Annotated in this window: 20 protein-coding genes and 1 pseudogene; 14 read left to right on the top strand and 7 right to left on the bottom strand. The window is 44.1% G+C overall.

The window, feature by feature from the left end:
- The first annotated feature begins 457 nt into the window (after window positions 1-457).
- Both ACQ4MX_RS16080 and ACQ4MX_RS16085 read left to right on the top strand, forming a co-directional pair.
- Window positions 458-3,091, top strand: a complete 2,634-nt coding sequence (locus ACQ4MX_RS16080; RefSeq protein WP_431085921.1) for an S-layer homology domain-containing protein — start codon at window positions 458-460, stop codon at window positions 3,089-3,091.
- A 247-nt stretch (window positions 3,092-3,338) separates the two neighbouring features.
- Window positions 3,339-4,355 carry an asparaginase gene (locus ACQ4MX_RS16085; protein ID WP_431085924.1) on the top strand — a complete coding sequence of 339 codons (1,017 nt, stop codon included), beginning with the start codon at window positions 3,339-3,341 and terminating at the stop codon, window positions 4,353-4,355.
- Between the two features lie 62 nt (window positions 4,356-4,417).
- Here the strand turns inward: ACQ4MX_RS16085 and ACQ4MX_RS16090 are convergent, their stop codons facing one another.
- A complete protein-coding gene (locus ACQ4MX_RS16090) occupies window positions 4,418-5,365 on the bottom strand; it encodes a Gfo/Idh/MocA family protein (RefSeq protein ID WP_431085925.1) in 948 nt (315 codons plus the stop codon).
- A gap of 113 nt (window positions 5,366-5,478) precedes the next feature.
- Here ACQ4MX_RS16090 and ACQ4MX_RS16095 point away from each other — a divergent pair, with 113 nt between their 5' ends.
- Complete coding sequence (locus tag ACQ4MX_RS16095) at window positions 5,479-6,444, top strand: helix-turn-helix transcriptional regulator (RefSeq protein WP_431085927.1); 966 nt, start codon at window positions 5,479-5,481, stop codon at window positions 6,442-6,444.
- A gap of 42 nt (window positions 6,445-6,486) precedes the next feature.
- Here ACQ4MX_RS16095 and ACQ4MX_RS16100 read toward each other — a convergent pair whose 3' ends face one another.
- On the bottom strand, window positions 6,487-6,741 hold the full coding sequence (locus tag ACQ4MX_RS16100) for a DUF6953 family protein (RefSeq protein ID WP_431085928.1): 255 nt from the start codon (window positions 6,739-6,741) through the stop codon (window positions 6,487-6,489).
- Between the two features lie 233 nt (window positions 6,742-6,974).
- Between ACQ4MX_RS16100 and ACQ4MX_RS16105 the strand changes: the two genes are divergently transcribed.
- Window positions 6,975-7,643: a hypothetical protein gene (locus ACQ4MX_RS16105; RefSeq protein ID WP_431085929.1), complete on the top strand. Its 669-nt coding sequence runs from the start codon at window positions 6,975-6,977 to the stop codon at window positions 7,641-7,643.
- A gap of 164 nt (window positions 7,644-7,807) precedes the next feature.
- A pseudogene (locus tag ACQ4MX_RS16110) lies at window positions 7,808-9,209 on the top strand (transcriptional regulator).
- Window positions 9,210-9,416: 207 nt separating this feature from the next.
- Here ACQ4MX_RS16110 and ACQ4MX_RS16115 read toward each other — a convergent pair.
- On the bottom strand, window positions 9,417-11,156 hold the full coding sequence (locus tag ACQ4MX_RS16115) for an ABC transporter substrate-binding protein (RefSeq protein ID WP_431085931.1): 1,740 nt from the start codon (window positions 11,154-11,156) through the stop codon (window positions 9,417-9,419).
- A 147-nt stretch (window positions 11,157-11,303) separates the two neighbouring features.
- Here ACQ4MX_RS16115 and ACQ4MX_RS16120 point away from each other — a divergent pair, with 147 nt between their 5' ends.
- From ACQ4MX_RS16120 to ACQ4MX_RS16130, 3 genes are read left to right on the top strand one after another with little or no spacing between them, the layout of a single operon-like run.
- Entirely contained in the window at window positions 11,304-12,890 is a 1,587-nt protein-coding gene (locus ACQ4MX_RS16120; protein ID WP_431085933.1) for a DUF4153 domain-containing protein, read from the top strand.
- A gap of 13 nt (window positions 12,891-12,903) precedes the next feature.
- Window positions 12,904-13,470, top strand: coding sequence for a hypothetical protein (locus ACQ4MX_RS16125; protein WP_431085934.1), 567 nt, complete (start codon window positions 12,904-12,906; stop codon window positions 13,468-13,470).
- 9 nt (window positions 13,471-13,479) lie between these two features.
- A complete protein-coding gene (locus tag ACQ4MX_RS16130; protein ID WP_431085935.1) occupies window positions 13,480-13,656 on the top strand; it encodes a hypothetical protein in 177 nt (58 codons plus the stop codon).
- A 651-nt stretch (window positions 13,657-14,307) separates the two neighbouring features.
- Here ACQ4MX_RS16130 and ACQ4MX_RS16135 read toward each other — a convergent pair.
- Window positions 14,308-14,487 (bottom strand): aspartyl-phosphate phosphatase Spo0E family protein, encoded by a 180-nt coding sequence (locus ACQ4MX_RS16135; RefSeq protein ID WP_431085937.1) that lies wholly within the window; start codon window positions 14,485-14,487, stop codon window positions 14,308-14,310.
- A gap of 49 nt (window positions 14,488-14,536) precedes the next feature.
- Here ACQ4MX_RS16135 and ACQ4MX_RS16140 point away from each other — a divergent pair, with 49 nt between their 5' ends.
- A complete protein-coding gene (locus tag ACQ4MX_RS16140; protein WP_431085938.1) occupies window positions 14,537-14,899 on the top strand; it encodes a hypothetical protein in 363 nt (120 codons plus the stop codon).
- A gap of 30 nt (window positions 14,900-14,929) precedes the next feature.
- A complete protein-coding gene (locus ACQ4MX_RS16145; RefSeq protein WP_431085939.1) occupies window positions 14,930-15,169 on the top strand; it encodes a hypothetical protein in 240 nt (79 codons plus the stop codon).
- A gap of 81 nt (window positions 15,170-15,250) precedes the next feature.
- Here ACQ4MX_RS16145 and ACQ4MX_RS16150 read toward each other — a convergent pair whose 3' ends face one another.
- Window positions 15,251-16,630, bottom strand: a complete 1,380-nt coding sequence (locus ACQ4MX_RS16150; RefSeq protein ID WP_431085940.1) for a transcriptional regulator — start codon at window positions 16,628-16,630, stop codon at window positions 15,251-15,253.
- A gap of 813 nt (window positions 16,631-17,443) precedes the next feature.
- Between ACQ4MX_RS16150 and ACQ4MX_RS16155 the strand changes: the two genes are divergently transcribed.
- The gene (locus ACQ4MX_RS16155; RefSeq protein ID WP_431085942.1) at window positions 17,444-18,328 is read left to right on the top strand and encodes a copper amine oxidase N-terminal domain-containing protein; all 885 of its coding nucleotides are present in this window, start codon (window positions 17,444-17,446) and stop codon (window positions 18,326-18,328) included.
- Window positions 18,329-18,626: 298 nt separating this feature from the next.
- On the opposite strand, the gene ACQ4MX_RS16160 is transcribed toward ACQ4MX_RS16155, so the two are convergent.
- Both ACQ4MX_RS16160 and ACQ4MX_RS16165 read right to left on the bottom strand, forming a co-directional pair.
- Complete coding sequence (locus tag ACQ4MX_RS16160; RefSeq protein ID WP_431085944.1) at window positions 18,627-20,009, bottom strand: helix-turn-helix domain-containing protein; 1,383 nt, start codon at window positions 20,007-20,009, stop codon at window positions 18,627-18,629.
- Window positions 20,010-20,411: 402 nt separating this feature from the next.
- A complete protein-coding gene (locus ACQ4MX_RS16165; protein ID WP_431085946.1) occupies window positions 20,412-20,783 on the bottom strand; it encodes a DMT family transporter in 372 nt (123 codons plus the stop codon).
- A 426-nt stretch (window positions 20,784-21,209) separates the two neighbouring features.
- Between ACQ4MX_RS16165 and ACQ4MX_RS16170 the strand changes: the two genes are divergently transcribed.
- The 3 genes from ACQ4MX_RS16170 to celB all read left to right on the top strand — a co-directional run bounded on the left by ACQ4MX_RS16170 (window position 21,210) and on the right by celB (window position 23,266).
- Window positions 21,210-21,527 (top strand): PTS sugar transporter subunit IIB, encoded by a 318-nt coding sequence (locus ACQ4MX_RS16170; RefSeq protein ID WP_025684653.1) that lies wholly within the window; start codon window positions 21,210-21,212, stop codon window positions 21,525-21,527.
- On the top strand, window positions 21,520-21,852 hold the full coding sequence (locus tag ACQ4MX_RS16175) for a PTS lactose/cellobiose transporter subunit IIA (RefSeq protein WP_025684654.1): 333 nt from the start codon (window positions 21,520-21,522) through the stop codon (window positions 21,850-21,852). Before ACQ4MX_RS16170 ends, ACQ4MX_RS16175 begins: the two co-directional genes overlap by 8 nt.
- 85 nt (window positions 21,853-21,937) lie before the next feature.
- Window positions 21,938-23,266 carry a PTS cellobiose transporter subunit IIC gene (celB, locus tag ACQ4MX_RS16180; protein WP_431085948.1) on the top strand — a complete coding sequence of 443 codons (1,329 nt, stop codon included), beginning with the start codon at window positions 21,938-21,940 and terminating at the stop codon, window positions 23,264-23,266.
- The last annotated feature ends 42 nt before the right edge of the window (window positions 23,267-23,308 follow it).

Consider the following 23,308-nt stretch of genomic DNA (forward strand, 5'->3'; position numbering starts at 1 on the left):
TTGTCCGACCGTTTTTTACCGAAAACTGAATACTGGATTAATAAGAAAGTGATTATTCCCAGTTGAAGAGTCTATTAGGGAATAGTCTCTTTTTTTTCGACATTATTCGTGGTTTTGTGAGAATTTTGTGAGAACAGTTTGATAGAATGTATTGCAATGGGGGGAGGCAATATGGGGCGAGTGAATCAAGCGATACTGTTGGGAGTTCTGGCAAGTCGAGCGTTGCAATCCCGATTTATAATCAGGACGAGCATAAACACGTAAGTAGCGACAGTAGATGGCACCAGAAATATATAGAATATTATGGAAACTAAGGCATATGGGAAAATAGTCAGTCTCTTCACTAAGTGGATTTTCCCACTGGATCAACGATTACGGGTTCTCTTTTTGGTTTGTTTTACTTGTTTAGATTCAATGCTTTAAAATTCATTCTGCGAAACGATCAGGGGGGAACAAAATGTTTAGAAAAGAAAAAATGAAGCTTGCGGCAGTGGTAGCTATTCTATGTATGATTTCAACTTTGTTAGGTAATTTTAATGCCGCTTCTGCGGCTACTACTGACATATTAAAGAAAGCCTATATTACAAGCTTCAATACTGGCAAAGTTGATGTGGTGGATTTGGAAAGCGGTACGGTGGAATTGGGCAAAATTACGGTCGGGAGTGAGCCTAATAGCGCAGCGTTCAACCCGAACGGTACCCAGGTTTTTGTTACCAACAGAGCGAGTGGAACTGTTTCGGTGATTAATCCGGCTACTGATACAGTGGTTGGCACAATAACAGTGGGTTCACAACCTCATGGAGTAGCCTTTAACTCGGATGGCAGCAAAGCTTATGTAGCTAATATGAGCGGCAACACACTGTCAGTAATCAATACAGCAACGCTTACAGTTACGGGTACAATAAGTGTATTATCACGTCCTGTAGCAATGGTAGTGGCAGGCCAGAAGCTTTATCTGACTCAGTCTGGCGCTAGCAAAGTAGCAGTCGTGGATTTTACCAACGATACGATTACCAGTCAAATTACGGTGGGAAACAGTCCGTATGGTCTTTCAGTTAATCCTGCAGGTACCAAGATTTATGTAGCTAATCAAGGGAACAATGCAGTTTCTGTCATCAACGTTGTGGACAACACGGTGGAAGCAACTGTAACTGTGGACAGATCCCCGTCGGCTACTGAGGTGTCTCCTGACGGGAGCAGGGTTTACGTGGCTAATAGTGGCTCTGGAACTGTTTCAGTAATCAATACCGCTAGTAATACAGTGGAAAATACCATAGCGGTTGGTTCTTATCCCTATGTGGTCGGTATCTCGGCTGATGGCAGTAAAGCCTTTACGGTCAATTATAGCAGCAGCAACATGAGCGTAATCAGGACATCTGATAATAAGGTAATTCAGACAATAACTTTAAGCAATGGTCCCTTTATGGTCGGTACCTTCATGGTTTCTACGGCTATGGCTGCTGGCCAGAACCCTCCTGTTTCTTCGGATGCCACACTAAGCTCGCTGAATTTAAGCGGCATTACGCTCGATCAAACGGTAACTGGAAGTGTGTACGCCTATACTGCAACTGTGCCTAACGATGTTTCTGTCACGACAGCTACGTATACAACTACTGATAGCCACGCGACAGCGGCTTTACAGCTCAATGGGGCTCCAGTTAACAATCCGATTAATCTAAGTGTGGGATCTAATGTCATTAGCCTTGTAGTGACTGCACAGGATGGAACGACGAAAAGCTATACGGTAACTGTTACACGAGCTGGTTCAAATAGTGCTGCCTTAAGCTCGCTGAATTTAAGCGGCATTACGCTCGATCAAACGGTAACTGGAAGTGTGTACGCCTATACTGCAACTGTGCCTAACGATGTTTCTGTCACGACAGCTACGTATACAACTACTGATAGCCACGCGACGGCTGCTTTACAGCTCAATGGGACTCCGGTTAACAATCCGATTAATCTAAGTGTGGGATCTAATGTCATTAGCCTTGTAGTGACTGCACAGGATGGAACGACGAAAAGCTATACGGTCAATGTCACACGGGCTCCCCGGTTGGTTACTGCTATCGCAGTGTCCGGCGCTAGTGGAACAATGTCCGTTGGAGACTCTCTTCAATTTAGGGCAAATGTAACTCCTGACAATGCAACGGATAAAACCTTTAGCTGGTCGGTAATTCCTGGTACAGGGGAAGCAACGATCAATGCTGATGGTGTACTCGTTGCAACTCAAGCTGGTACTATTACAATTCAGGCAGTTGCTCATGATGGATCAGGTGTTGTGGGAACGAAAGTCATTACGATCGACAAACGTTCTTCTAGCCGTGGTGGTAGTTCTACTACAACTGACACTAATCTGACTCCTGCACCTGTACCAGCTCCTGCACCTGTACCAGCTCCTGCACCTGTATCGGCTCCGACACCTGATCCTGCAAAGGATGTGTTCAAGTCAGATGTAGTGAAGGGTGACCTCAATGTTATTAAGAACATTGAGACTCGGATTCAGGAAGCTAAAAAAACTCCGGTTACAGCAACTCTTCCAGACACTAAAGGACACTGGGCTGAAAAGACTATTGATACTTTTGTAAAGCTGCATGTGATTAAAGGGTACAACGATGGTAAGTTCAAGCCGGATGGTAAGATCACACGCGCTGAATTTGCAGTGATTCTGAGTAGCGTGTTCGATATCAAAGGTGGCAACAATACGAGTGTTGCATTGAAGGACGTTGGTAGCCACTGGGCAAAAGACGCAATCAAGAAACTTGTAGAGGCAGGGGGAATCAGCGGGTATGAGGACGGTACGTTCAAGCCGGATAACACGATCACCCGGGAGGAAATGGTTGTTCTTTTATCCCGCATCTTAAACCTTAACAACGTATCGAAGGACATCACCAAAGGCAATTTCGATGACCTGAAGGGTTCTTATGCAGCAAACGAGATCAAAGCTGAAGCACAAGCAGGTATCATCAGCGGCAGAGCAGATGGAAAGTTTGATCCCAAGAGCAACTCCACACGTGCAGAAGCTCTGCAGATCATCCTGAATGCGTTGAAGCTCAATCCGCAATTGAAGACGCTGTTGGATTCACTTAACTAATACCGTTTCTCCGAATAAAAGGGACAAGTGTATTTTGCACTTGGCTCTTTTGTTTTTTATCGAGAAAGATTAGTCAAAATATTGCCCTATAATCTATATTAGGGCCTTTCTAAGCTATTGAGAAACTCCAGATTCATGAACGCACCATTCTTCATTCTTTTCCTTAGCAAAGTAGCTTATCACACTTATTCATGATAAATTCTAAGAACAATAAAGTGAAGATGTAATCGGGAAGGAACATGGGCACATGAAAAAGGTTCTATTCATTAATACCGGGGGGACGATCTCTTCCTCCTATCAGGAAAATGGCCTGACGCCAACCCAATCAGCTGAAAATATTTTGGCGGAAATTCCGGAGTTGAAGGAAATCTGTGAAATTGATGCCCATAATCTGATGAGCATTGATAGCACGAATACACAACCGGAGGACTGGGCTTCCATCGCCCGAATGGTACATCGTTCTCTCGATCAGTACGATGGCATCGTCATTGCCCATGGCACGGATACGATGGCTTATACGGCTTCGGCTTTGAGCTTCATGTTGGGAACCGTAGACAAGCCGGTCGTGGTGACGGGGTCACAGGTGTCCATTCTGGCCGAGCACAGCGATTCCAAAAAAAATGTAATCGACTCGTTTTTGACCGCCTGTGGCGAGGTAGCGGGAGTTTTTGTCGTATTTAATGGCAAAATCATCAACGGCAGCCGCAGCTCCAAAATCAGAACGCGCAGCTATAACGCTTTTGAGAGTATTAACTATCCGTATATCGGCCTCGTGGAAGACGGGAAGGTGGTCTACACAGAGGGCGTATTTGCGAATCGCAGTACAGTTCGCCATCCGTACAATGACGGGTATGCTTCGGAGGTATTTCTGCTCAGACTGATTCCGGGTACGAATCCGGCGATTTTCGATGCCATTCAGGGTTTGGGCTATAAAGGGATCGTGATTGAGGGCTTTGGCATGGGTGGTGTGCCCTTCAAGGAAAGAAGCCTGATCAGCAAAATTGAGGAATTAATGAAGGATGGCATGAGTATCGTCGTGACCACCCAATGTCCTTATGAGGGCGGCGATCTGACGATTTACGAGGTGGGACAGAAGGTGCTGGAAAAGGGTGTTATTCCGGGTTATGACATGACGACGGAGGCACTTGTGACTAAAATGATGTGGGCGTTGGGTCAGACCACTGACCCTGCGGGAGTAGCAAAAATTATGGCCACAAACTATGCGGACGAGGTTTCTTTGCCTACGGATACAGCCTCCCTGTAAGAAAGGGAGGCTGATTTCCGCAACAGGAACAGATAATCAGGACAGGTGACAGGGGCGCTCGGCTAACGCTGAGCCTGCCCCAGTCTATTTTGAATTTGAATAGCCATTTCTAATGAGTGTATGGCTTGCTCCAGTGGAATCATACATTCCGAATGTCCGCCAAAACATTCAAGTGCGTGATCCAGACTTTTTTCGTATGGATTGGTGGGTTCGAGATTGATCTTTTGTTGACCGGATGCGGTGTACTCGTATAATGCGGTGGGTATAAGGTCATTTTCGTCACTTTCATGAAATACGAGCTTGGCTTTCTCAAAATAGGCTTCATAGGCCACCGTGAACGGGTAGCCTCCCGGCATATGGGAAGAAGCGATGACTTCTGTGAACGTATCCTGATGCTGAAAATAGGCCTGAACCTGTGCCTGTTCAGGATTAGCAACCTCTGTACCCCAGACTGCGCACGGGTCACAGGGTCCCAACAGCCATGTGAGTAAATCGAGTTCATGAATCATGAACTGGGTAGGGATAGCGCTTAGCCCAAGATCCCCCCATAGGGGAGGCGTTTCTCTTTTCAAGGACAAGGAAATGAGTTTCCCGTACTTTTGTTGACAGTGAGCCTCATATAGAAAGGTATAGGCAGGATCAAACTTGATGAACTGGTTGACCAGAATCTTTTTACCATATTGCTGCTCAGCCTGTTTCATAAGGAGAGCGTCTTCGAGATCAAAGCAAACTGGCGTTTCACAAAATACATGCTTTCCTTGCTTCAGCGCTTCAATCGCATATGACCTATGTACATGAGAGGGCAGGCATATATCGACCACATCTAGGTTTGGATCAAGCAGGATATCCTCTATATTTTGTGTAACTTCTACGTTTAGCTCCTTTTTCAGCTTGTGCAGTTTGGTTTCATTTCTTCCATATACGACGATTCTGTTCACCTGAGCGTTGTTGTTTAAAAGTGACGCATGATACGTACCGAATCCCGTCCCCAATATTCCAATATTCATCATCCATTACACCCCTTTACTTCTTATGATACGCTTCTATTATTGCCAACAGGGTGTCAACAATCTTTGTACTATCTGTTCAATTCAGTTTAACCATCTATGGTGGAGGTATGATTGTGAGACTGCATCGTTTGATCGCGATTTTATTATGTATCGAATCCAGAGGAAGAATGAAGGCCAAGGAATTGGCATCTGCACTGGAAACCTCTGTACGCTCAATTTACAGGGATATCGACCTTTTGGCTGAAGCCGGGGTTCCGATTGTTACCGCAACTGGCCCGAAGGGCGGAATTTACTTGATGGAGGGCTATACGGCGAACCTTAAACAGTTGAATGGCGGTGATGTCATTCAGCTGTATTTAACAGGTATGGGCATTTATACGGGCGGGCCAACGGAATCGGGCTTGAAGCTAAAAAATGCGCTGCTCAAATTGGAACAGACCATGCCGCACTCTTATCAGTCGGATATTCGGAAGGCCAAAGCGCGGTTTTATTTTGATGATACGCCCTGGTGGACGGAGTGCGTAGCGATTCCCTGCCTTGAGGTCGTGAGAGCTGCGGTGTGGGGGTCTTATAAAATAACCATTCAGTACCGTAAAGCGGACGGAACCCGTTCTTCCCGGCATGTACATCCCTATGGACTTGTGGTGAAAAAGGGGAATTGGTATCTCATTGCCTTTTGTGAAGCAGGGCAGGAGATTCGAACCTTTAAGTGCGAGCGAATCATGGCGGTTAAGGTTAGGCCGTCTGCGGAGCTCTTTGAGGTTCCTGTGGATTTTTCGCTGGAAAATCACTGGATGAAGCAAGAAGCAGCATTTAAGCAGCTTTGCAGAGAGAAAGAATACTACCCAGTTGTGCTCCGGACGAATGAGGCGCAAGCTGGAGTCGTAGCGAAAAGGCTGGAAATTCTCCAGTCCGCACAGGAAGGAAGCCATTTGCTTCTGACCGTAAACATGTACAGCTATGAAGCGGCCTGTCGTGAAGCAATGGATTGGATTGGCCGGGTTGAAATCGTAGAGCCTGCAACCCTCCGGCATTTTGTGAAGGGGCAAATCAGTCAACTCCAGAAGATATATGTATAAATCATCAAAAAAACACCTGCCTATGGCAGATGCTTTTGCTTGTTACGTCCAGGCCCAGAGGAATCCGTCACGATCCCAGGCGATTTTGCCGGCATGAAGCTTACGAAACGCTTTTTTGATTTCCTTTTCGAGAGATACATGACCGTGCTCACTTATAAACACATACTGCTCTCCGTACTCAGAGCGTACATATGCAATCGCGTCCTCTTGTTTCAAGGTTCCCACTTCACGGATTTGTGCGACCATCCATGCTGCAATTTGCTGTTCTGTTGTAGGGGTATTGTCTGTTTTATCCATGTGTCGTATCCTTTCCCTTGTTCCATAATAATCTATATTATGGTTATATTGGCCTATGATAAGATAAATTTTTTTCCATTCACTCTCCATATAGTATACGCAAATTACGAAATTACCAAATTTGTCGGCAGTAGCCCCATACGGATATTCCGACAGCGGTAGATTTTGACGGTGACTGGAACGGAACAAACAACTGGGAGAATATCGACAATTACGCCAGTGGAAAGAATCCTTTGTATCCATGGTTATACTGGTCTCTGGCAGAGACGGAAACCCATTATTCTATCGGATATGATGTGTTCTACGCCCGTAATGATCCGGAGGGTGTCGCCGGACCGATTGGGGATGGACTGGGGGACCACGAGAATGACATGGAAGGGATGCTGCTGGTCGTCCGTAAACCGGGGGTGACCAGAAAAGACGGCTCCGTTGTGGATCGCTCACAGTTTCCGAATGGCGAGCTGGAGCTGCTGTTGGCAGAGCGCCACGGCAAGCTGGGTATGTATTCACCTTCTAATCAGGCTATCCGTTACACGCCGGGACGGGATTCCGTCTACTATGACTATGGATTTACGACGATTAAGGACCAACGCGGTGAGCATGTACGTGTCTATAGCGCACAAAATAATGCACCGATTACCGAGCCGCAGGGAGATGTGGGACATGCGCTGCGGGCATATGACGGCAAGGGTGCCAAAGGGAATAGCGGCTACATTTTTGAATGGGGCGGAGCTGGTGTGCAACCACAAAATTTAAACAGCAAGGATCAAAATTATTGGAAAAATTATTTATCTGATTTTGACGAGTCCAAACGCATGAATTATGGATTGAAGGCATTACAGCATACGCTGTGGCCGCTCAGAAATGATTTTTCTATTCAATCCATATCGTTAAGCGTGTGATTCGTGTGATTTCAAGAAACGGTTGACTCTGTCCAGATATATTTTAAGTAAATGAATTATACAGTTGGCGAAGTAGATTTTATTTTGTATAATTAAGGGAATATTCACGGGAATTTTCTTTTTTTGAATTGTAAACATACAAGTAATCCCTGGGGGTGCCTGATTTGAAGGAAACAACCACGATTCGTGCAGAGCTGGAACAGTATATCAGACGTGAAGGAATCACGATTAGTAAGTTTGGGGAGAACACGGGTATTAACGCAGGAACGATTAGTGCCATTATCAACGGCAATCGGCCGATTGCGATGTTGTTATTGGATCGGATCGCGGCAGGAATGGGGCTTGAAGAGGGAAGTCTCTATGAACTATACATTGAAGAATTTATACGGAATACGGCACCGAATTGGCGGCGGGTTCGCCCATTTTTGTACCGCTGTGCAGAGCTGAACAAGCTGGATTGTATGGAACAAGTTGTGGAGTTCATGATGGACTATCTGATTTACGCTCCGGCCTTGTTTGAGACGGCAGAAGAATTGTTCAGAGAAGGCAAGTTTGCGGCAGCGGCTATTATCTATAAAAATGTCTCGGAAAGCGAGAAGTATCAACATTCCGAGCGTCTGGCCCTCTGCCAGTATCGGTTATTTACCATCGCTGTCGGTGATGATCAGGACGAAAATTTATGGGCCGCCACACACTTTGAAAGCTTTGTAGATCGATTGGGTGAAGTGGATCAACTGGATGCATTAAAAGATTTGGCCAATACTTATGTTTCGCTGCGTCGCTGGGATAAAGTAGAAGCATTAGCTGATAAAATGTGTCGCAGGGCTAAAGCGCAGTATGAACAAAAATATGGAAAAACAAGAAAAAAAGAGCGTGACAAGCAAACAAAGGGACCTTTGTTTATGTATATTGTATATTCTTACGTGCTGCGTGCCGGTATTTGTGACGAACGAGGGGATTACGAAAAGGCTTTGGAATATGTCTCCCTATACGCTGATCTAAGCTGGGTGCAGGAGGATACGGAAGAAGCACGCCGCTTGAAGGAACAGTGTAGCAACTGGGCTGAGGCTAACGGATATCTGTATCGGCTTATGTCCGGTAAACTAGACGTCATTCCACAGTATGTGGCCTATCTGGAAAGAAACGAAGGCGAGATTCTGATGGGATTGTTCAAAATCATGCTGGCCGCAAATCGTTATGATTTTAATGTGGATGATGTACTGCAACGTTTCGAGAAACAAATTGCTGCATTAGCCAATCAGCATGCCAAGGTGGGCACCTATACGGAGCAGGTATCAGTCGATCTCTATGCGCGTTTTCTGGCGGAGCTGGCTTGCTACGATCTCAGTAAAAAGCGCTATACAAAAGGTATGAAATTTTTATTGGAAAGCCTGTCCTATTCTGTGGTGCTGAATGGTAATCCTGTAACGATTAAATGTGTAGGTTTATTTGAAAAATTCCGGCATACTGCTTCTCCTGAGGCGACGGAGGAATATAAAAATTTACTTGGAGAGGTAAGATCATTTCAATGAAAAAAAAGATCTTTTTTTTTCTGCTCGCGTTTAATTTTTTTATCATACTGAATTCTTCACCCATTGCTCCCCCTGTAGAGGATCCTAGCGGAGCTCACAGTCACGGGATGGGTGGCTGGTCATTTTCATCCCGGGATACTTCTGCTTAAATTAGGCTGGGTAGCACATGAAAGGTATTCTCTTGTAAAAGAGGATACCTTTTTGTATTGTGGCGGAACACTCGCGAATGAAGTCTTTTCCATTAAGGCTTGGATATTTGCGGTTGAGCAGGCGGGAACCAGACATGACGCAGATCCACCCACCCCTGGCTGTTGAAGGAAACGCCGCGTACAGAAGGGAGATATGCTGTCTGGACGGGCTTTTCATATAAAATATGGAGCTGGTGCTCATGAATAAGCCGGGTTTCGATATGCTCGAATTGACGCGCCCTGACCGTATGATCGGCTTCCCGTGTAATATCACGCAGCAGTCTTTCGATATCAACGCGGCTATGCGGCTCGACATGCCCGGATACATTGAGATACAGATCGAACAGGCGCAATTGCTCATCACGGTCACGAAACAAAGAAAAGATGATCAGGTCCGACTCCATACGGATAGAGGAGCTTTTAAATTCATTCATGGATGCGGCCACGATGTTACAGGTATACCCGCACGATTCCAGTTGGGCCGCGACCCGGTCTGCATCAGCTCTATACTCGGGAATGGTCGCAATTTGCAATGTTGCCGGGGGTTCATATGAATCGCCGGCAACATTCACCATCGGAGGGAGGCGGCGATGAGCCAGACACGCGACAATTCGGGCGCGCACTTTCGGGTTACGTAACGGCCCATCCTTATGCGTATTGCATGTGATAAATTTACGCACCGAAGCCGCTGAGTGAATCTGACTCCATGCCGTATCCGTGTTCCCGGCCAATACGGGATTGTGGATGATATGAAAAGGCGAAGCCGTATCTGCGGTATCTGCGGCCGATTCTGGCTTGGCCGCCCACGGGAGCTGAACAATTTCCACCCGGTCGAGATGAGCGCGGCCTTGAAAATAAGGAGCGAATGCCTCCAGTATGCATAAGCTCTCGTTCATCTCCGTGACCTTGAAAGCCCCTGTGCCCACAGGGCGGATGCCAAAGGCCGCTTCACCCGCCTGATTCAGCTCACGGGGTACGATGGCGGCACGACTGGTACACAGGAAGGAGAGAAACAGCTCGTTCGGTTCCTTCAGTTCGAAACGTACCATTGTCGGACTTAGCGCCTGTACTTGCTTGATCTGCCGAACGATAAAATGGTACAGCCTCCGTCCTGGCGCGCGAATCAGCCGCTCAAAGGTATAGACGACATCCTCGGCGGTCAGTATCTTGCCGTTATGGAACAGCACTTCCTTACGTAAGAAAAAGGTCCATTGCGTACGGGTAGCGTCCACTTCCCAAGCGTGCGCCAGCCCCGGTAAAATCTCACCGCTTTCGTTCGCCCGGCGGGCCAGCCCGTCAAAGACGTGGCTGGATACGAAGGACTCGGCGAGCCAGTTCAAGTACAGCGGGTCCAGCGTATATAGCTGCTGGCGGATAGGCAGACGCAGCGTGTCGATCTGCTGCTGATCGCTGCGAACCTCTGCATGATGTCCGAAGTAGTTCAGCAGCCAGCCTTGCAAATGCTCCTGCATCGTGGATGAACGCGAATGGGCCCGGATTTCATCCAGTGCGCGTTTGATGTCGTGGCGGTCGATGGCCTGCATCATGGACTGCACCGCAATGTCCTCCGGCTGAATCAGGAAGTGCAGGCTGGAGCGGCGGCCCCTGCCTCGGCGGGGAGTCCACTGTATCCAGTCATGTTGCTCCATTTTCTGAATGATCATCAGGGCATTGCGGTGGGTGCAGTCAAAAATAGCCGCCAACTCATCCAGCGTAGTCTCTATCGTATGGTTCTCGTCCCTGTCGTCAGCGGTGTGCGAGTGAAGCCGCAAAAATTGGGCATGAAGTTTCATAAAATGGTTGCTCCGTTTCCCCTATGGATGATTAAAGTACAGTCGTTTATATAAAATAGGAAATTTTACGTCGATTAATTTCTCTTTATCTTCTTATTTTATCATCTACAATAAGGGTTATAAAGCATATTTGTGGAGGTATTTACCATGCATGACAAGTTGAGTGGAACATCTTTGCCGAAACCGTCGTTCCTGTCCGCCTTTGCTGCTGCGATTGTGTTGGCGCTGGTTCATCAATATCTGTTTTACGGGCATGCGCTAGGCGTGTCTCTGCCGATTTTTGTCATTCTGTTCTACACCTATATGTATGTCTATAATCGGGATCGTATCCGGCTTGACTCATGGATGGGGCGATTGCTGTTTGCCGTGATTTTGCTGCTGTCGCTGACGTATGCGCTGTTCGATAACCCGGTTCTATATGTGTTAAATGCATTGGCTATACCTGCTCTGATTAGTGTACATATGGTGATGCTGCTCGGAGAGAAGAGGCATAGCTGGTCGGAACCCGGTATCATTGGTCAGGCGTTAAGCCATTTGTTTTATCAAAATCTGCGGCATGTCGTGACTCCGTTTCGGATGTTCAAGACAGCAGCCTTTCGGAATGTAAAGGATGAGCGCAAGCGTGTATTGGGGAAAGTGATGGTCGGCTTGCTGATCGCCCTGCCGCTGCTGTTCATCATTATATCTTTGCTGGCATCAGCGGATGGGATGTTCGAGGAACTGTTATCCGGCATACCTTCATGGATCGGAACGCTGTCATTTGGTAGCGGAATGCTGCGGCTGATCTGGACCTGCTTCTTTACCTTCTGTTTTTTCTGCTATTTGTGGGGATTCGTACAGCCTGCTTTGCGTGATCCGGGCCAAGAGGAGCAGTCGCGGCATGGGTTAAGCGAGGGGGCGAATGGTCAAACCACCGAGTATGATGGTCATTCCTCGGTGATCATCGACAGATCAAGGGTACCTTATCACGAGCCGGTAGCGATCAAGTTTGATCCTGTGATTACAGCTACGGTGCTGATGCTTATGAATCTGGTGTATGTTGTGTTCGTCGTATTGCAGTTCGGGTATCTGTTTGGTGCATGGGAAGGTACCTTGCCAGAAGGAACCTCGTATGCAGAATATGCGCGAAGGGGCTTCGGGGAGCTGGTTATGGTGACAGGTATCAACTTTGTGCTCATGATCAGTGTGCTAAAGTGGACCGAATTCGGCTCAAATATATTGCAAAAAATGAACAACGGCTTGCTGTATGTACTTGTGGGCTGCTCGGGTGTGATGCTGTATTCGGGCTATACCCGGCTGGTCATGTACGAAGAGGCCTATGGATATACGTACACCCGTTATCTGGTACACGCGTTTATGATTTTTCTGGGCTTGCTGCTACTCATTGCAGCAGTGCGCATTCATGTTCGTCAGCTTCCGCTGGCGAAATATTATGTTGTACTCGCTCTGGTGGCGTATGTCGTCGTGAATTATGTAGGCATTGATGTACGGATTGCTGAAAATAATCTCGAACGGTATCGCACTACATCGGTGATCGATAAGGAATATTTGAGTGGGCTATCGGCGGATGCTATTCCGCTGCTGATTGAATTTAGCCGTAAGGAACACGGAGCGATGGATGAGTTTTTACAAGCTCGCCTGACGAGCATGACGAGGAAAGAAACGGCATGGCCTGCGTTCAATTGGGCCGAATATCGGGCACAGCGTAAGCTGCACGACTATATTTTGGAATGAGAGGTGCTTGGGAATGATCGGAACAGATGCAGTGCAGGGTATGGTGTTGGAGCTACAAAATGAAATGTCACAGTATCGGCATCAGTTTGTTGTAAGACGGAACGCTTTTCTCGCGGAGGCGATGTACCTCGGCTTGAGTGAGGGGGAGGCCCGCTCTTATGCTACCCAGAGCATCGGTCCGGTCGTTCCCGTCACGTGTATGCCCACGCTGGCTCCTGGCAAAACCCGGCCGCTCAGTCCGATGCTGGAAGCACGCTACCGTTATGCCGGGTACTGGCAGGACATGGGAGAGCATATGCTCTTGCCGGATGATGTGCTGCGGATCTCAGGCACAGAGCGGTTTCGCAGTTGGATCAGCGATATGCGGAATTATTGGGTGGAATCGGCCCCATACCGATTTGGGGATGACCGCCTTTCACTCCTGTCTGTCGCCAATGAGGAGGAAGGTCACTTTTCCATGCTGGTCTGGAAGGAGCCCGGTGAAGAGCCAGAAGTATGGACGTACGCTTCGCAGCATGAATACCGATTCAGCCATCTGCTGCATTGGTTCAAATGGCTGAACGGGCGGAGTGAAGAATGAGAGGTACAGATGAAAAAGCATCGTAATTGGATTGTGATATTTATCGGCATCGCTCTGATGGTGGGAGCTGCGGACTATTTTACACAAGCTACACGGGCTACTGATGAGCTTATCGTTCCAACCATAATCAGTGAAGAAAGCCTTCATTTATTTGATGATACGTTAGTGAATGATGCAGACAAGTGATGTTGAACAAGAGGACTATTGCTCTTTCCTCTGCTTATATCGTTGGAAAAAGTAAGTATTCGATAGACGAGGTGAAGGAGCTATTTTTGGCGAAGGTTCCGGGGTGTAGTGGATACAATCAACAACCGGTTCAGATCAGGTTCGAGTGGCTAAAGCGCTTTGCTGGGAGTTTCTTTCCCGGCAAGGCGCTTTATATTTTTCCAGGTCGAACGCAGGTTTTTTCCAGTTCGCGCCATGTCAAGATAAATATTTCCTTATTCAAAGCATTTATGCCTATTTTTGATCTACTGATATTTTTGAAATAAGGAGGTTTTATCTTGGATCGCGTAGGAATGGTCAGGGACCTGGATAGCTTAGGTCGGATTGTCATCCCTGTAGATATAAGGAGGCGTCTTGGGATTGGCAAGCATACAGCCATGGAATTTTGGATGACGGAGAGTGGTTTGATCATGCGGCAATGCACGGGGAAAGTCTGTACCTTATGTGGCGAGCTTCAACATCTTACATATTTTAAAAATGCTTGGATTTGTATCTGCTGTATGAATGAACTGAAAAATAAACGATAAAGCTGGCAATCAGATGATTCGGTATTGTATGTTACAATAAAAGGGCGAGCGACCCACCACAAGTTTCTCGCCCAGTCGATTGCCTTCAAGCAATCGGCTTTTTTAATTTTGTATAGTACATCCGATTATATTGATTAATCAGCTCGTCCAAAACCATAGATTGCCGGAGTACATACATATGATCTAGTCCGTATTTCGCTTGCAAATCATAGAGCCGCTGTCGATTGTTCTCCAATCGCTGCTGCAAAGTTTTTTCACTTCCCATGATACATCCCTCCTTTGGTGATACTCATTTTAGGATGCCATGTGTATTTTTGGGAAAAGTGAAAGTGCATGAGGAATATGATGATTGTTCCTGTATAGAAATGTATATCTTGTACTTGAATTTAGATACTAGGGAGGCAAAAATGCTTAAAGGCAAATGGAAATTGAGTTTTTTTCTAATCAGTATAGTTCTCATTGTTGTAGTTTCAAATTACTTCACAAGAGATAAATACACCGTCAATAATGAGGATACAATTAAAAAAGTTGTAGGCAAAGAAACATTTGAACTACTAAACTACAAAATAGTAAATACTGTAGACAAGCCATTTTCTCTAATTGCTTACAAAGATCATAAGCGTATCGGAGTCGGAATGTTAACTATAGTAAATGGACAAGAGGAATTTGTAAGATAATTAGAGATTCAGGAAGATAAAAAGCAGGTATTGCAAACCATTGGACGCAAAAGTGGCTCTCCGTATTTGGCGCTTTTCATTAACAGTGAGGAAATTCTTACGCATGGCAAAACTATATCTATTACCTTTCCAAATCAGCGTACACAGACAAAAAAAATGAATGTTAAAGAAATAGCATACATCTTCATAAGTGATAATTCTGATACACGTTTTAGACCAACTGAAGTAGATATTCGAGATGGTCAAGGTAAAGTGATTTATAAAAAATAACTAAGTGAGAGTGTCGCATTGGGATTCTTAAATAAGAGAATAACAATTATACTTTTGTTGGTACTTGAGCATCGAGTAGTATTAGAAATAAAATAGCCTCTCTTTTCTCACTTCGTTAATTAAATTGTAGTATTCTGAATCTGTTTGATCGCTTGCAAAATTCCTAAACTTTTCAAATAAATTCATACATTTGATGAAGAATACTTCATTATTTAATAAAGCGGATTTTCTTAAACAGTTTAATAAGTATATAAAACCGTGGGAATGCATAGCTCTATTTAAACTATAGTAGGCTAATTCGTACAATAGACGAATTAGTTGATCAGAAATATTTTGTGCGACATACACGCTTTTTGGTTCCTGCTTAATAAATTCGTTGATACTTGATTCAAAGCGTTGAATCACATAATCTACATTAATTTGATATCGGTTAGCGGCTTCAAAGATGTTACACAAGGCTACGAGAGTTTCATCTTTTTTTGATTCAATATATGCTACATAATCTGGAATTACGCTTGCATCCCCAGATAAGAGCTTAACGGAATAAAGGTTAGCATGCGCCCATTCTTGAAACAGTCGCATCCAATGTTGAGCATCCTCGCTTGTATCCTTTACCCAACTTACATCTCCATAAGTACGAATATATTGTAGTGTTCTCTCATAGTCACCTTTCGCCTCACAAACACATGCATGGAGCAAATTTGAATAGGCTACGTAGAAAAATAGCGGCCTATTAGGTCTCTTTGGAGTTCGCTTTTTCTTTCGCTCCTGACGGTAAGCCAAACGATACTGAATTTGAGCCTTATAGTCCATTACAGATGCCCATCTATCTAGCTTGTCCCATTGGCGTAATGAAAGATATGTATTTGCTAGATTTCTTAACGCCTCCAACTGATCCCCTTCATTTAGTCGCTCAATATAAGGCTCGAGCTGATTAGCAGCTTCGAGATTGAGTGCCTGATCGTCCCCTTGCTTCGCCATAAAAATGCGGTACTGACAAAAGGCCAGTCGTTCCGAGTGTTGCTTATTCTCACTGACGGCTACGCTTCCATAAAGGATGATGGACGCTGCGAATTTTCCTTGTTTGAAAAAGTCCTCAGCTATTACAAATAGGGCCTCGGCGTATGCCAGCTTCTCCATGAGTAAGTTGACGACCTGCTCAATGCAATCCAACATGTTCAACTCTGCACAATGATACAAAAGGGGTCTGACTCTACGTATGTTAGGCGTTGCTGTATTCAAAAATTCCTCAATATAGTTCTTGTAAAAGTGTCCCTTGGGGTGTCCCAACGTATCTGTAATGCGATCTAACTGGTGAACGGAGAGTGTACGGTTGCCTGTGACGATCCCGCTTACCGTGCCTGGATTGATACCTGCCACCAGACCGAATTGGGTAATGTTTAACGCATTCTGTTTCATGAAGTTTTCCAGTTCTGTGCGTATCGTGGTTGTAGGTTCCAAGTGTAACAACCCCTTTAACATAACGTATTATGTAGTCCGTTAGATACCGATCAATAGTAGCATTTCTGGGAAATATTATATCATCTTTTAGGTCTATGGTATATACTTGTCAATCAATCACTTTATCCCTATTAGGGTCACCTGTGATGAGTGAAAAAACTTTAGTATGCCGGATATGAAGTCAACAAAATGAGGATATTTCCTAAAAAAATCTTGTTTATTGCAACTTTATGCATCGAATATACGGGAAGATTTTATCCTATTTGATTATGAAAAATATCTAGTTGGAACCGATGATTTGGACTTACCAAACCCACAAATCACTGAAAAGAACATTCAGCTTTTTTTGAGTTAATATTTTTAAAGATTACTGGCTATCGCCCAAAATCCAAATACTCTTTCAAAGTCAAATTATTATAAATGCCTGTTTCATCAAGCTTGGATGGAGGTACCTGAATTCGTTCAGACGGAGGATAGAGCGTAATAAAGGGCACATAAACATGCCATAAATTTTGGAATTTTCATAGTTTTATAGTCAATGACACAAAAAGGATTTTATGATATATTAAACCTCAAATATAAGGGGTTTAGACTGCTTTTAATCTAAAGATCTACACATTAACAATCTTCAAAAGTAACTAAGGCATCAGTTTTACTATCGTGTATGTTCCACTGCCCCTTGCCCACGAGTATACAATAATAATGAGAGTGCCCGCGAATCCTATGGATAAATCAATTATACATTTTGATTTTTATATCAATCTTTAGTCAACTGGTAACAAGTGATTAAGCGATTAAAGAAGGAGGTTAAACTTGAACCCTATATTCTATGTGTATGCTTTGTGTAGGATAAGCATGTTATCCTCTGCCTTACTTGCAGTTGCTCTGTTCAGTACATCTTCTGTAGTTAATGCAGCTCAAACTGATCATTCTTTGAACTTTAGTGGAACGTCCTTACTTAAGGTAAACGATTATGATGTCCTGTACTGCGCTCCCGTTGGTCCATATACAAACGAGGAAAATCGTTTAATGGCTCCCCTCCGTTCTGTTTCTGAACTTCTTGGCGCAAAAGTGGAATACAATATGAAGTCACAGGAGGCTGTTGTTAACTGGGGGAAAAATAAGATTGTGTTTCACAAAGGTAAGAATATGTATGATTTGAACGGCCAGTCTGTGCAAATGGATACTTATCCTGAAGTGAAGCAGGATTCTTTTATCATTCCACTTGGTGTATTACTAAGAGCAATGGATATTCCATTTGGATATAAAAATAATAAGGTTGTTTTGCAAAATGAATCCTTTAACCAAAGTAAAGTTCTTCAACATGTCACTGAATTAGATTGGGGTAGAAACAATTTATTGGATAACAATTCTATTTTGGATATCCAAAGTTTTAAATTAACGTCCAAGATAAATTCTACTGGAGAACTAGAGGGCAATTTAACTGTAAGTGCTTTGAATCGTTCAGGTTCTGCGATTAAAGAAGGCAAGGAGGATTTACACGAAATCTTCGTCTTTAATCAAACGATTAGTATGGATGCCGATCAGGCTTCTATAGATATTCCTGATAGAAAACGTCCAAGGATTGAAATAGGAAGCTCAGTTTCTCGAAGCATTTCATTTGTCACCATAAAAGATCCTCTTCAATATGTATTAGTTGCCGGTAGAACCATAAAAACAAAAGATGAGCTTAAATGAAAAAGCTAAAATATTAAGAGCGCCTTCGCTGGGGATATTTCCTGAAAGGCGCTTATTTTACTGTTCATTGACGAGCCTAAAGATTGGTGTTTGTTTAAATGTATTCTCTTACTTTGCAAATCCTCAAGAGAAAAAACCAGCTCGAAGAACTGGCTCCACGATATAAAATGCTTTAACAAAAATCATCAAACCCCACCATGTTGTTCAAATGGTTTGTAAGTAGATCCTTTTTCTAGATGCTGTATTGGAATGATCACTATCGCCACTAACAGAAGAATAGTCGCCGATAAAAGTAACCCTAACTTTTTTCAATTTCGTATACTTTATTAATCAAATTTTGGTAGGTATCTATTGTTCCCGATGATGCATATTTTTTAAAACGTTCAAATAATTCAACACACTTGATGATGGATGCTTTGCTACTCGATTTAATTGTAGAGGATATTTCCAAACTGTTGATTAAATATTTAAATCCCTCTTGATATTCACCTCTACGTAAGTAGTAATTAGCTAATTCCTGTAAAAAATGAGCGATACGCTCTGACATGAATTGTTGAGTGTACACGCCTACACTTTTTTGTTGTTCCGTTAAAGACTGGATCTCTAATTCAAACCGCTTGAGAACATCATCTACATTAAAATCATATTGGTTAGCCGCTTCAATTATGTTAACCAGTGCGGTGAGAACCTCATTTTTCTTGGAAGTAACGTAGGCCAAATAGTCAGGAAGAACACCTATATCTCCAGCCAACAGCTTATTCACGTAAGTGTTAGCCTGTGCCCATTCTGTAAACCGCCCCTTCCAAAGCAAGGTCTGTTCACCAGTCTCCTTCACCCAGCTTAAATCAGCGTAAGTGTACGTATACTTCAATGCCTGATTGTAGTCTTTCTGGGCCTCACAGACACCTGCATGAAGTAAATAGGAGTAGGCCCAATACACAAATGGAGGATTGACCGAATTCTTCTTCTTTTTCCGTCTTTTCAACTTAACCTGTTGATTGATCCCGCACTGAATGGCAGCCTTGTCTCCCATGAACTTAGCGAATATGTTTACCTTTCCCCATTTTCGTAATGAGCGATATGTATTCACTAAATCTTTTAACGCGTCGAGCTGGTCAGCATCATCAAGGCGTTCAACGTAATCTTCAAAATGAATCGCAGCCTGATAATTTATTTCCTGATCCTCCCCTTGCTTCGCCATAAAAATACGATACTGACAAAGGGCTAGCCTTTCGGAGTGCTGCTTTTTCTCACCAACGGCTACGCTCTCATAAAGAATGATGGACGCTGCGAATTTCCCTTGTTTGAAAAAGTCCTCAGCTATTACAAATAGGGCGTCGGCGTATGCCAGCTTTTCCATGAGTAAGTTGACGACCTGCTCAATACAATCGAACATGTCCAACTCTGCACAGTGATACAAAAGCGGTCTGACTCTACGTATGTTAGGCGTTGCTGTATTCAAAAATTCCTCAATATAGTTCTTGTAAAAGTGTCCCTTGGGGTGCCCTAACGTGGCTGTAATGCGATCTAACTGGTGAACGGAGAGTGTACGGTTGCCCGTGACGATCCCGCTTACCGTGCCTGGATTGATACCTGCCACCAGACCGAATTGGGTAATGTTTAACCCATTCTGTTTCATGAAGTTTTCCAGTTCTGTGCGTATCGTGGTTGTAGGTTCCAAATGTAACAACCCCTTTAACGTAACGTTTTATGTAGTCCGTTTGATACCGATCTATAGGGATATTTCTTGGGACAATCCGATGCTAAAATATGAGGCTATTCTGGAAAATATTATACCATCTTATGGATGTATTATATATACTTTTCAACTAATTACTTTTTTGTGAATTAGGGATATGCAAAGCTGAGAAACATCGAAGCCCAAAGCACAAACAACCCTGTATATCTTGGGATAACCAAGACATGCAGGGCCGTTCACAGTAAAGGAGTTTCCAAACTACGTTGTACCAATCAAATTTCTGCTAAGTAATCAAATTCGTTGCCATGTTGTTTGTGCTGTTGTTCTCAGCGTAAAAAAAGACTGGTTTACAGGTTTTCTATTTGGATTATTACATATTTTATCTCATTTTTGAACGATTGGACTAGCTGTTTCTGTTGTACCTTTCGCCTCTCCGTGTCCCGAACCAAATAAGTTCAGTACTACCACGCCAATAACAATTAAAGCAATGCCTATAATGCTTCCTGTATTGATTTTTTCTTTCCAAATGAGTACAGAGATAAGCGATGTAGCAACGGCTCCGACGCCTGACCAAATTGCGTAAGTCATATTCAAAGGAAGCGTTTTGAGAGTTAAAGAGATAAAAAAGAAAGAGATACCAAACGCAACAATAGTCAATAGAGTTGGATACAGTCTGGTAAAACCTTCTGAAGCCTTAAGCATTGAAGTTCCAACAAGCTCACCAACGATGGAAATTATCAGAAAAAGATAAGCCATTATTCATTCTCCTTTACTACCAAAACAGATGAGTATAAAGAGTATCAAGATGCATATCAGAACGAAATTGTTAAAGATCGAAAAAGATTTGCCTCCAAGTATGACGCTTCCTAACTTCTCCCAAAAAAACAGAAAGGGAGCAAGCCAACGCTGGCTCCCGCTCCTATCTAAATTTGCAGTTATATCTTGCAAGTACTTAAAAATAATCCTGTAATTTCGTCGTCCGTGTACGTCTCTGGGTTATGCAAAGAAAAGAGATCAACGCGTTAATTTTACGAAAATAAAGTTGGACGAATTGTCATTTTAAAAAAAGTCTATACATATAATTTAAATGTATAGACAAATCAAAAAAACGGATTTATAATTACGCTGTAAACGTTTTCTACTAGTTAGCATCCAATCAGACCTTGAAGGGAAGGAACAATCATGAAAAATATTTTATTGGCGTGCAGCTCGGGTATGTCTACAAGTTTGCTGGTTACCAAAATGCAGGATTATGCCAAGTCTATTGGAGACGAGGCTGAAATTTGGGCAGTAGGTCAGGATCAGGCAGCAGAAGAAATGGCTAAGGCGGACGCGGTATTGATCGGACCACAAATGAGCTTTCTTAAAGGACAGCTGCAAAAGGAAGCTGCTCAATATGGTATCCATGTAGAAGTGATCGACATGATGGCGTACGGATTGGTCGACGGCAAGAAAGTCTATGAACAGGCTTTGAAGCTGGTGGAGCGTAAAAATGGATAAAGTCAACATAGCCGATCTGACGGAAGAGCAAATTAGTTTCCAACTCATTCTTCATAGTGGAAGCGCTCGCAGTAAAGTAATTCAAGCACTGAGCGAATACCGGAATGAGAACACGGAAGGTGCAGACGATCTCATTAAGCAGGCGAAGCAGGATTTGCGGGCTGCGCATGATATCCATTTTCAAATGGTGAAGAATGAAGCCGGAGGAACCCCAACTCCTTTGTCGCTCCTTCTGATGCATGCGGAAGATCATCTCATGTCCACGGTCACTATGAAGGATCTGGTTCAAGAGCTGCTAGAGCTTTTCAAATCCAGAAATTTATAATCTGTACACAAGAGTTTGTGAAATTAGGGACATGAAAATTTCACAACAAACCTGATGCAAGTTACTTCGCGGGGAGGAATAGGCTTTGTTTGAAAAATTAAGCCAAATTTTAATACCTATTGCCGGTAAACTGAACAACAACCGCTATCTTACTGTACTGCGTGATGCATTTATGTTGTCATTTCCATTAACGGTTTTCGGTTCTATTATCGTCGTTATTATTAATCTGCCGTTTCTAAAAGGGTGGATGGGCGAGGGCAATCTGACGACTTTTCAGAATCTGCTGAATATTGCGCCTAATGCAACACTGAATATCATGACCATGTTCGTGGTCGTCGGGATCGGGTATTATCTATCCCGAAGTTATAAGGTAGAGCCGATATTTGGCGGCATGATCGCTTTGGCCAGCTTCCTGATGCTGACTCCGTTCGTGCTGACTCAAGAGAGTGGCGCTACAATTGCAGGTGTTATTCCGGTCGACCGGATTGGGGCCAAGGGCATGTTCCTCGGGATGATCGTCGCTTTTATCGCGGCTGAGATTTACCGAAAGGTGACGCAGAAGAAGATTATTATTAAAATGCCTCCGGGCGTTCCCCCGGCAGTTGCCAAGTCTTTTGCCGCATTGCTGCCTGCGTGTATTACGCTAGGAATATTTTTAATCATCAACGTAGTGGTCACTTTGACGCTTCACAATAATCTGCATGACTTGATTTATCATGCCGTTCAGGCACCGCTGGTGCATTTGGGCAGTGGCATTATCCCTACATTGATTGCAGTTTTCTTTGTTCAGCTTTTATGGTTCTTCGGGCTACATGGTCAAATTATTATCAACTCGGTCATGGACCCGATCTGGAATACGCTGGCACTGGAAAACTATGAAGCGTACTCCAAAGGTTTGGAGCTGCCGCATATTATCACTAAGCAGTTTGTGGATATTTATACAGTAGGTATCGGTGGTACAGGTATGACCCTGGCCGTGGTACTTTCGATTCTGTTCTTCCTTAAGAGCAAGCAAATGAAGCAGGTCAGTAAGCTGGCCCTTGGACCGGGCTTGTTCAATGTTAACGAACCCGTCATATTCGGTCTACCGATTGTGATGAATCCGCTGATTTTTGTTCCTTGGGTGATTTCACCCATGATCGTTACGCTGATTACTTACTTTGCCATGTCTACCGGAATTGTGCCTCCACCTAATGGGATACAGGTTCCTTGGACGATGCCATTGTTCTTTAGCGGAATGATGGGTACGGGTTCCCTGGCGGGTGGACTGCTGCAACTGTTTAATATGGCTGTCGTCTTTGTCATCTGGTTCCCATTCCTGAAAATTATCGACCGGGTGAACGTTCGTAAAGAGCAGGAAGAGGAGATTGGCCAAGCAGCCGTTGCAGGTAAGGATCAAACTGTTGGAATGTAACGTGAATGAGCTGCTGGATTAGCAGCTTATTCATTGGAAAAG

The organism is Paenibacillus sp. 8b26 (assembly GCF_050626875.1).
Taxonomy (GTDB): Bacteria; Bacillota; Bacilli; order Paenibacillales; family Paenibacillaceae; genus Paenibacillus.

Bases quoted from the DNA above. Each gene is read 5' to 3' on its own strand.
- ACQ4MX_RS16080 (WP_431085921.1), top strand. From the start codon at position 458: ATGTTTAGAAAAGAAAAAATGAAGCTTGCGGCAGTGGTAGCTATTCTA.
- ACQ4MX_RS16085 (WP_431085924.1), top strand. From the start codon at position 3,339: ATGAAAAAGGTTCTATTCATTAATACCGGGGGGACGATCTCTTCCTCC.
- ACQ4MX_RS16090 (WP_431085925.1), bottom strand. From the start codon at position 5,365: ATGATGAATATTGGAATATTGGGGACGGGATTCGGTACGTATCATGCG.
- ACQ4MX_RS16100 (WP_431085928.1), bottom strand. From the start codon at position 6,741: ATGGATAAAACAGACAATACCCCTACAACAGAACAGCAAATTGCAGCA.
- ACQ4MX_RS16115 (WP_431085931.1), bottom strand. From the start codon at position 11,156: ATGAAACTTCATGCCCAATTTTTGCGGCTTCACTCGCACACCGCTGAC.
- ACQ4MX_RS16120 (WP_431085933.1), top strand. From the start codon at position 11,304: ATGCATGACAAGTTGAGTGGAACATCTTTGCCGAAACCGTCGTTCCTG.
- ACQ4MX_RS16125 (WP_431085934.1), top strand. From the start codon at position 12,904: ATGATCGGAACAGATGCAGTGCAGGGTATGGTGTTGGAGCTACAAAAT.
- ACQ4MX_RS16130 (WP_431085935.1), top strand. From the start codon at position 13,480: ATGAAAAAGCATCGTAATTGGATTGTGATATTTATCGGCATCGCTCTG.
- ACQ4MX_RS16135 (WP_431085937.1), bottom strand. From the start codon at position 14,487: ATGGGAAGTGAAAAAACTTTGCAGCAGCGATTGGAGAACAATCGACAG.
- ACQ4MX_RS16165 (WP_431085946.1), bottom strand. From the start codon at position 20,783: ATGGCTTATCTTTTTCTGATAATTTCCATCGTTGGTGAGCTTGTTGGA.
- ACQ4MX_RS16170 (WP_025684653.1), top strand. From the start codon at position 21,210: ATGAAAAATATTTTATTGGCGTGCAGCTCGGGTATGTCTACAAGTTTG.
- ACQ4MX_RS16175 (WP_025684654.1), top strand. From the start codon at position 21,520: ATGGATAAAGTCAACATAGCCGATCTGACGGAAGAGCAAATTAGTTTC.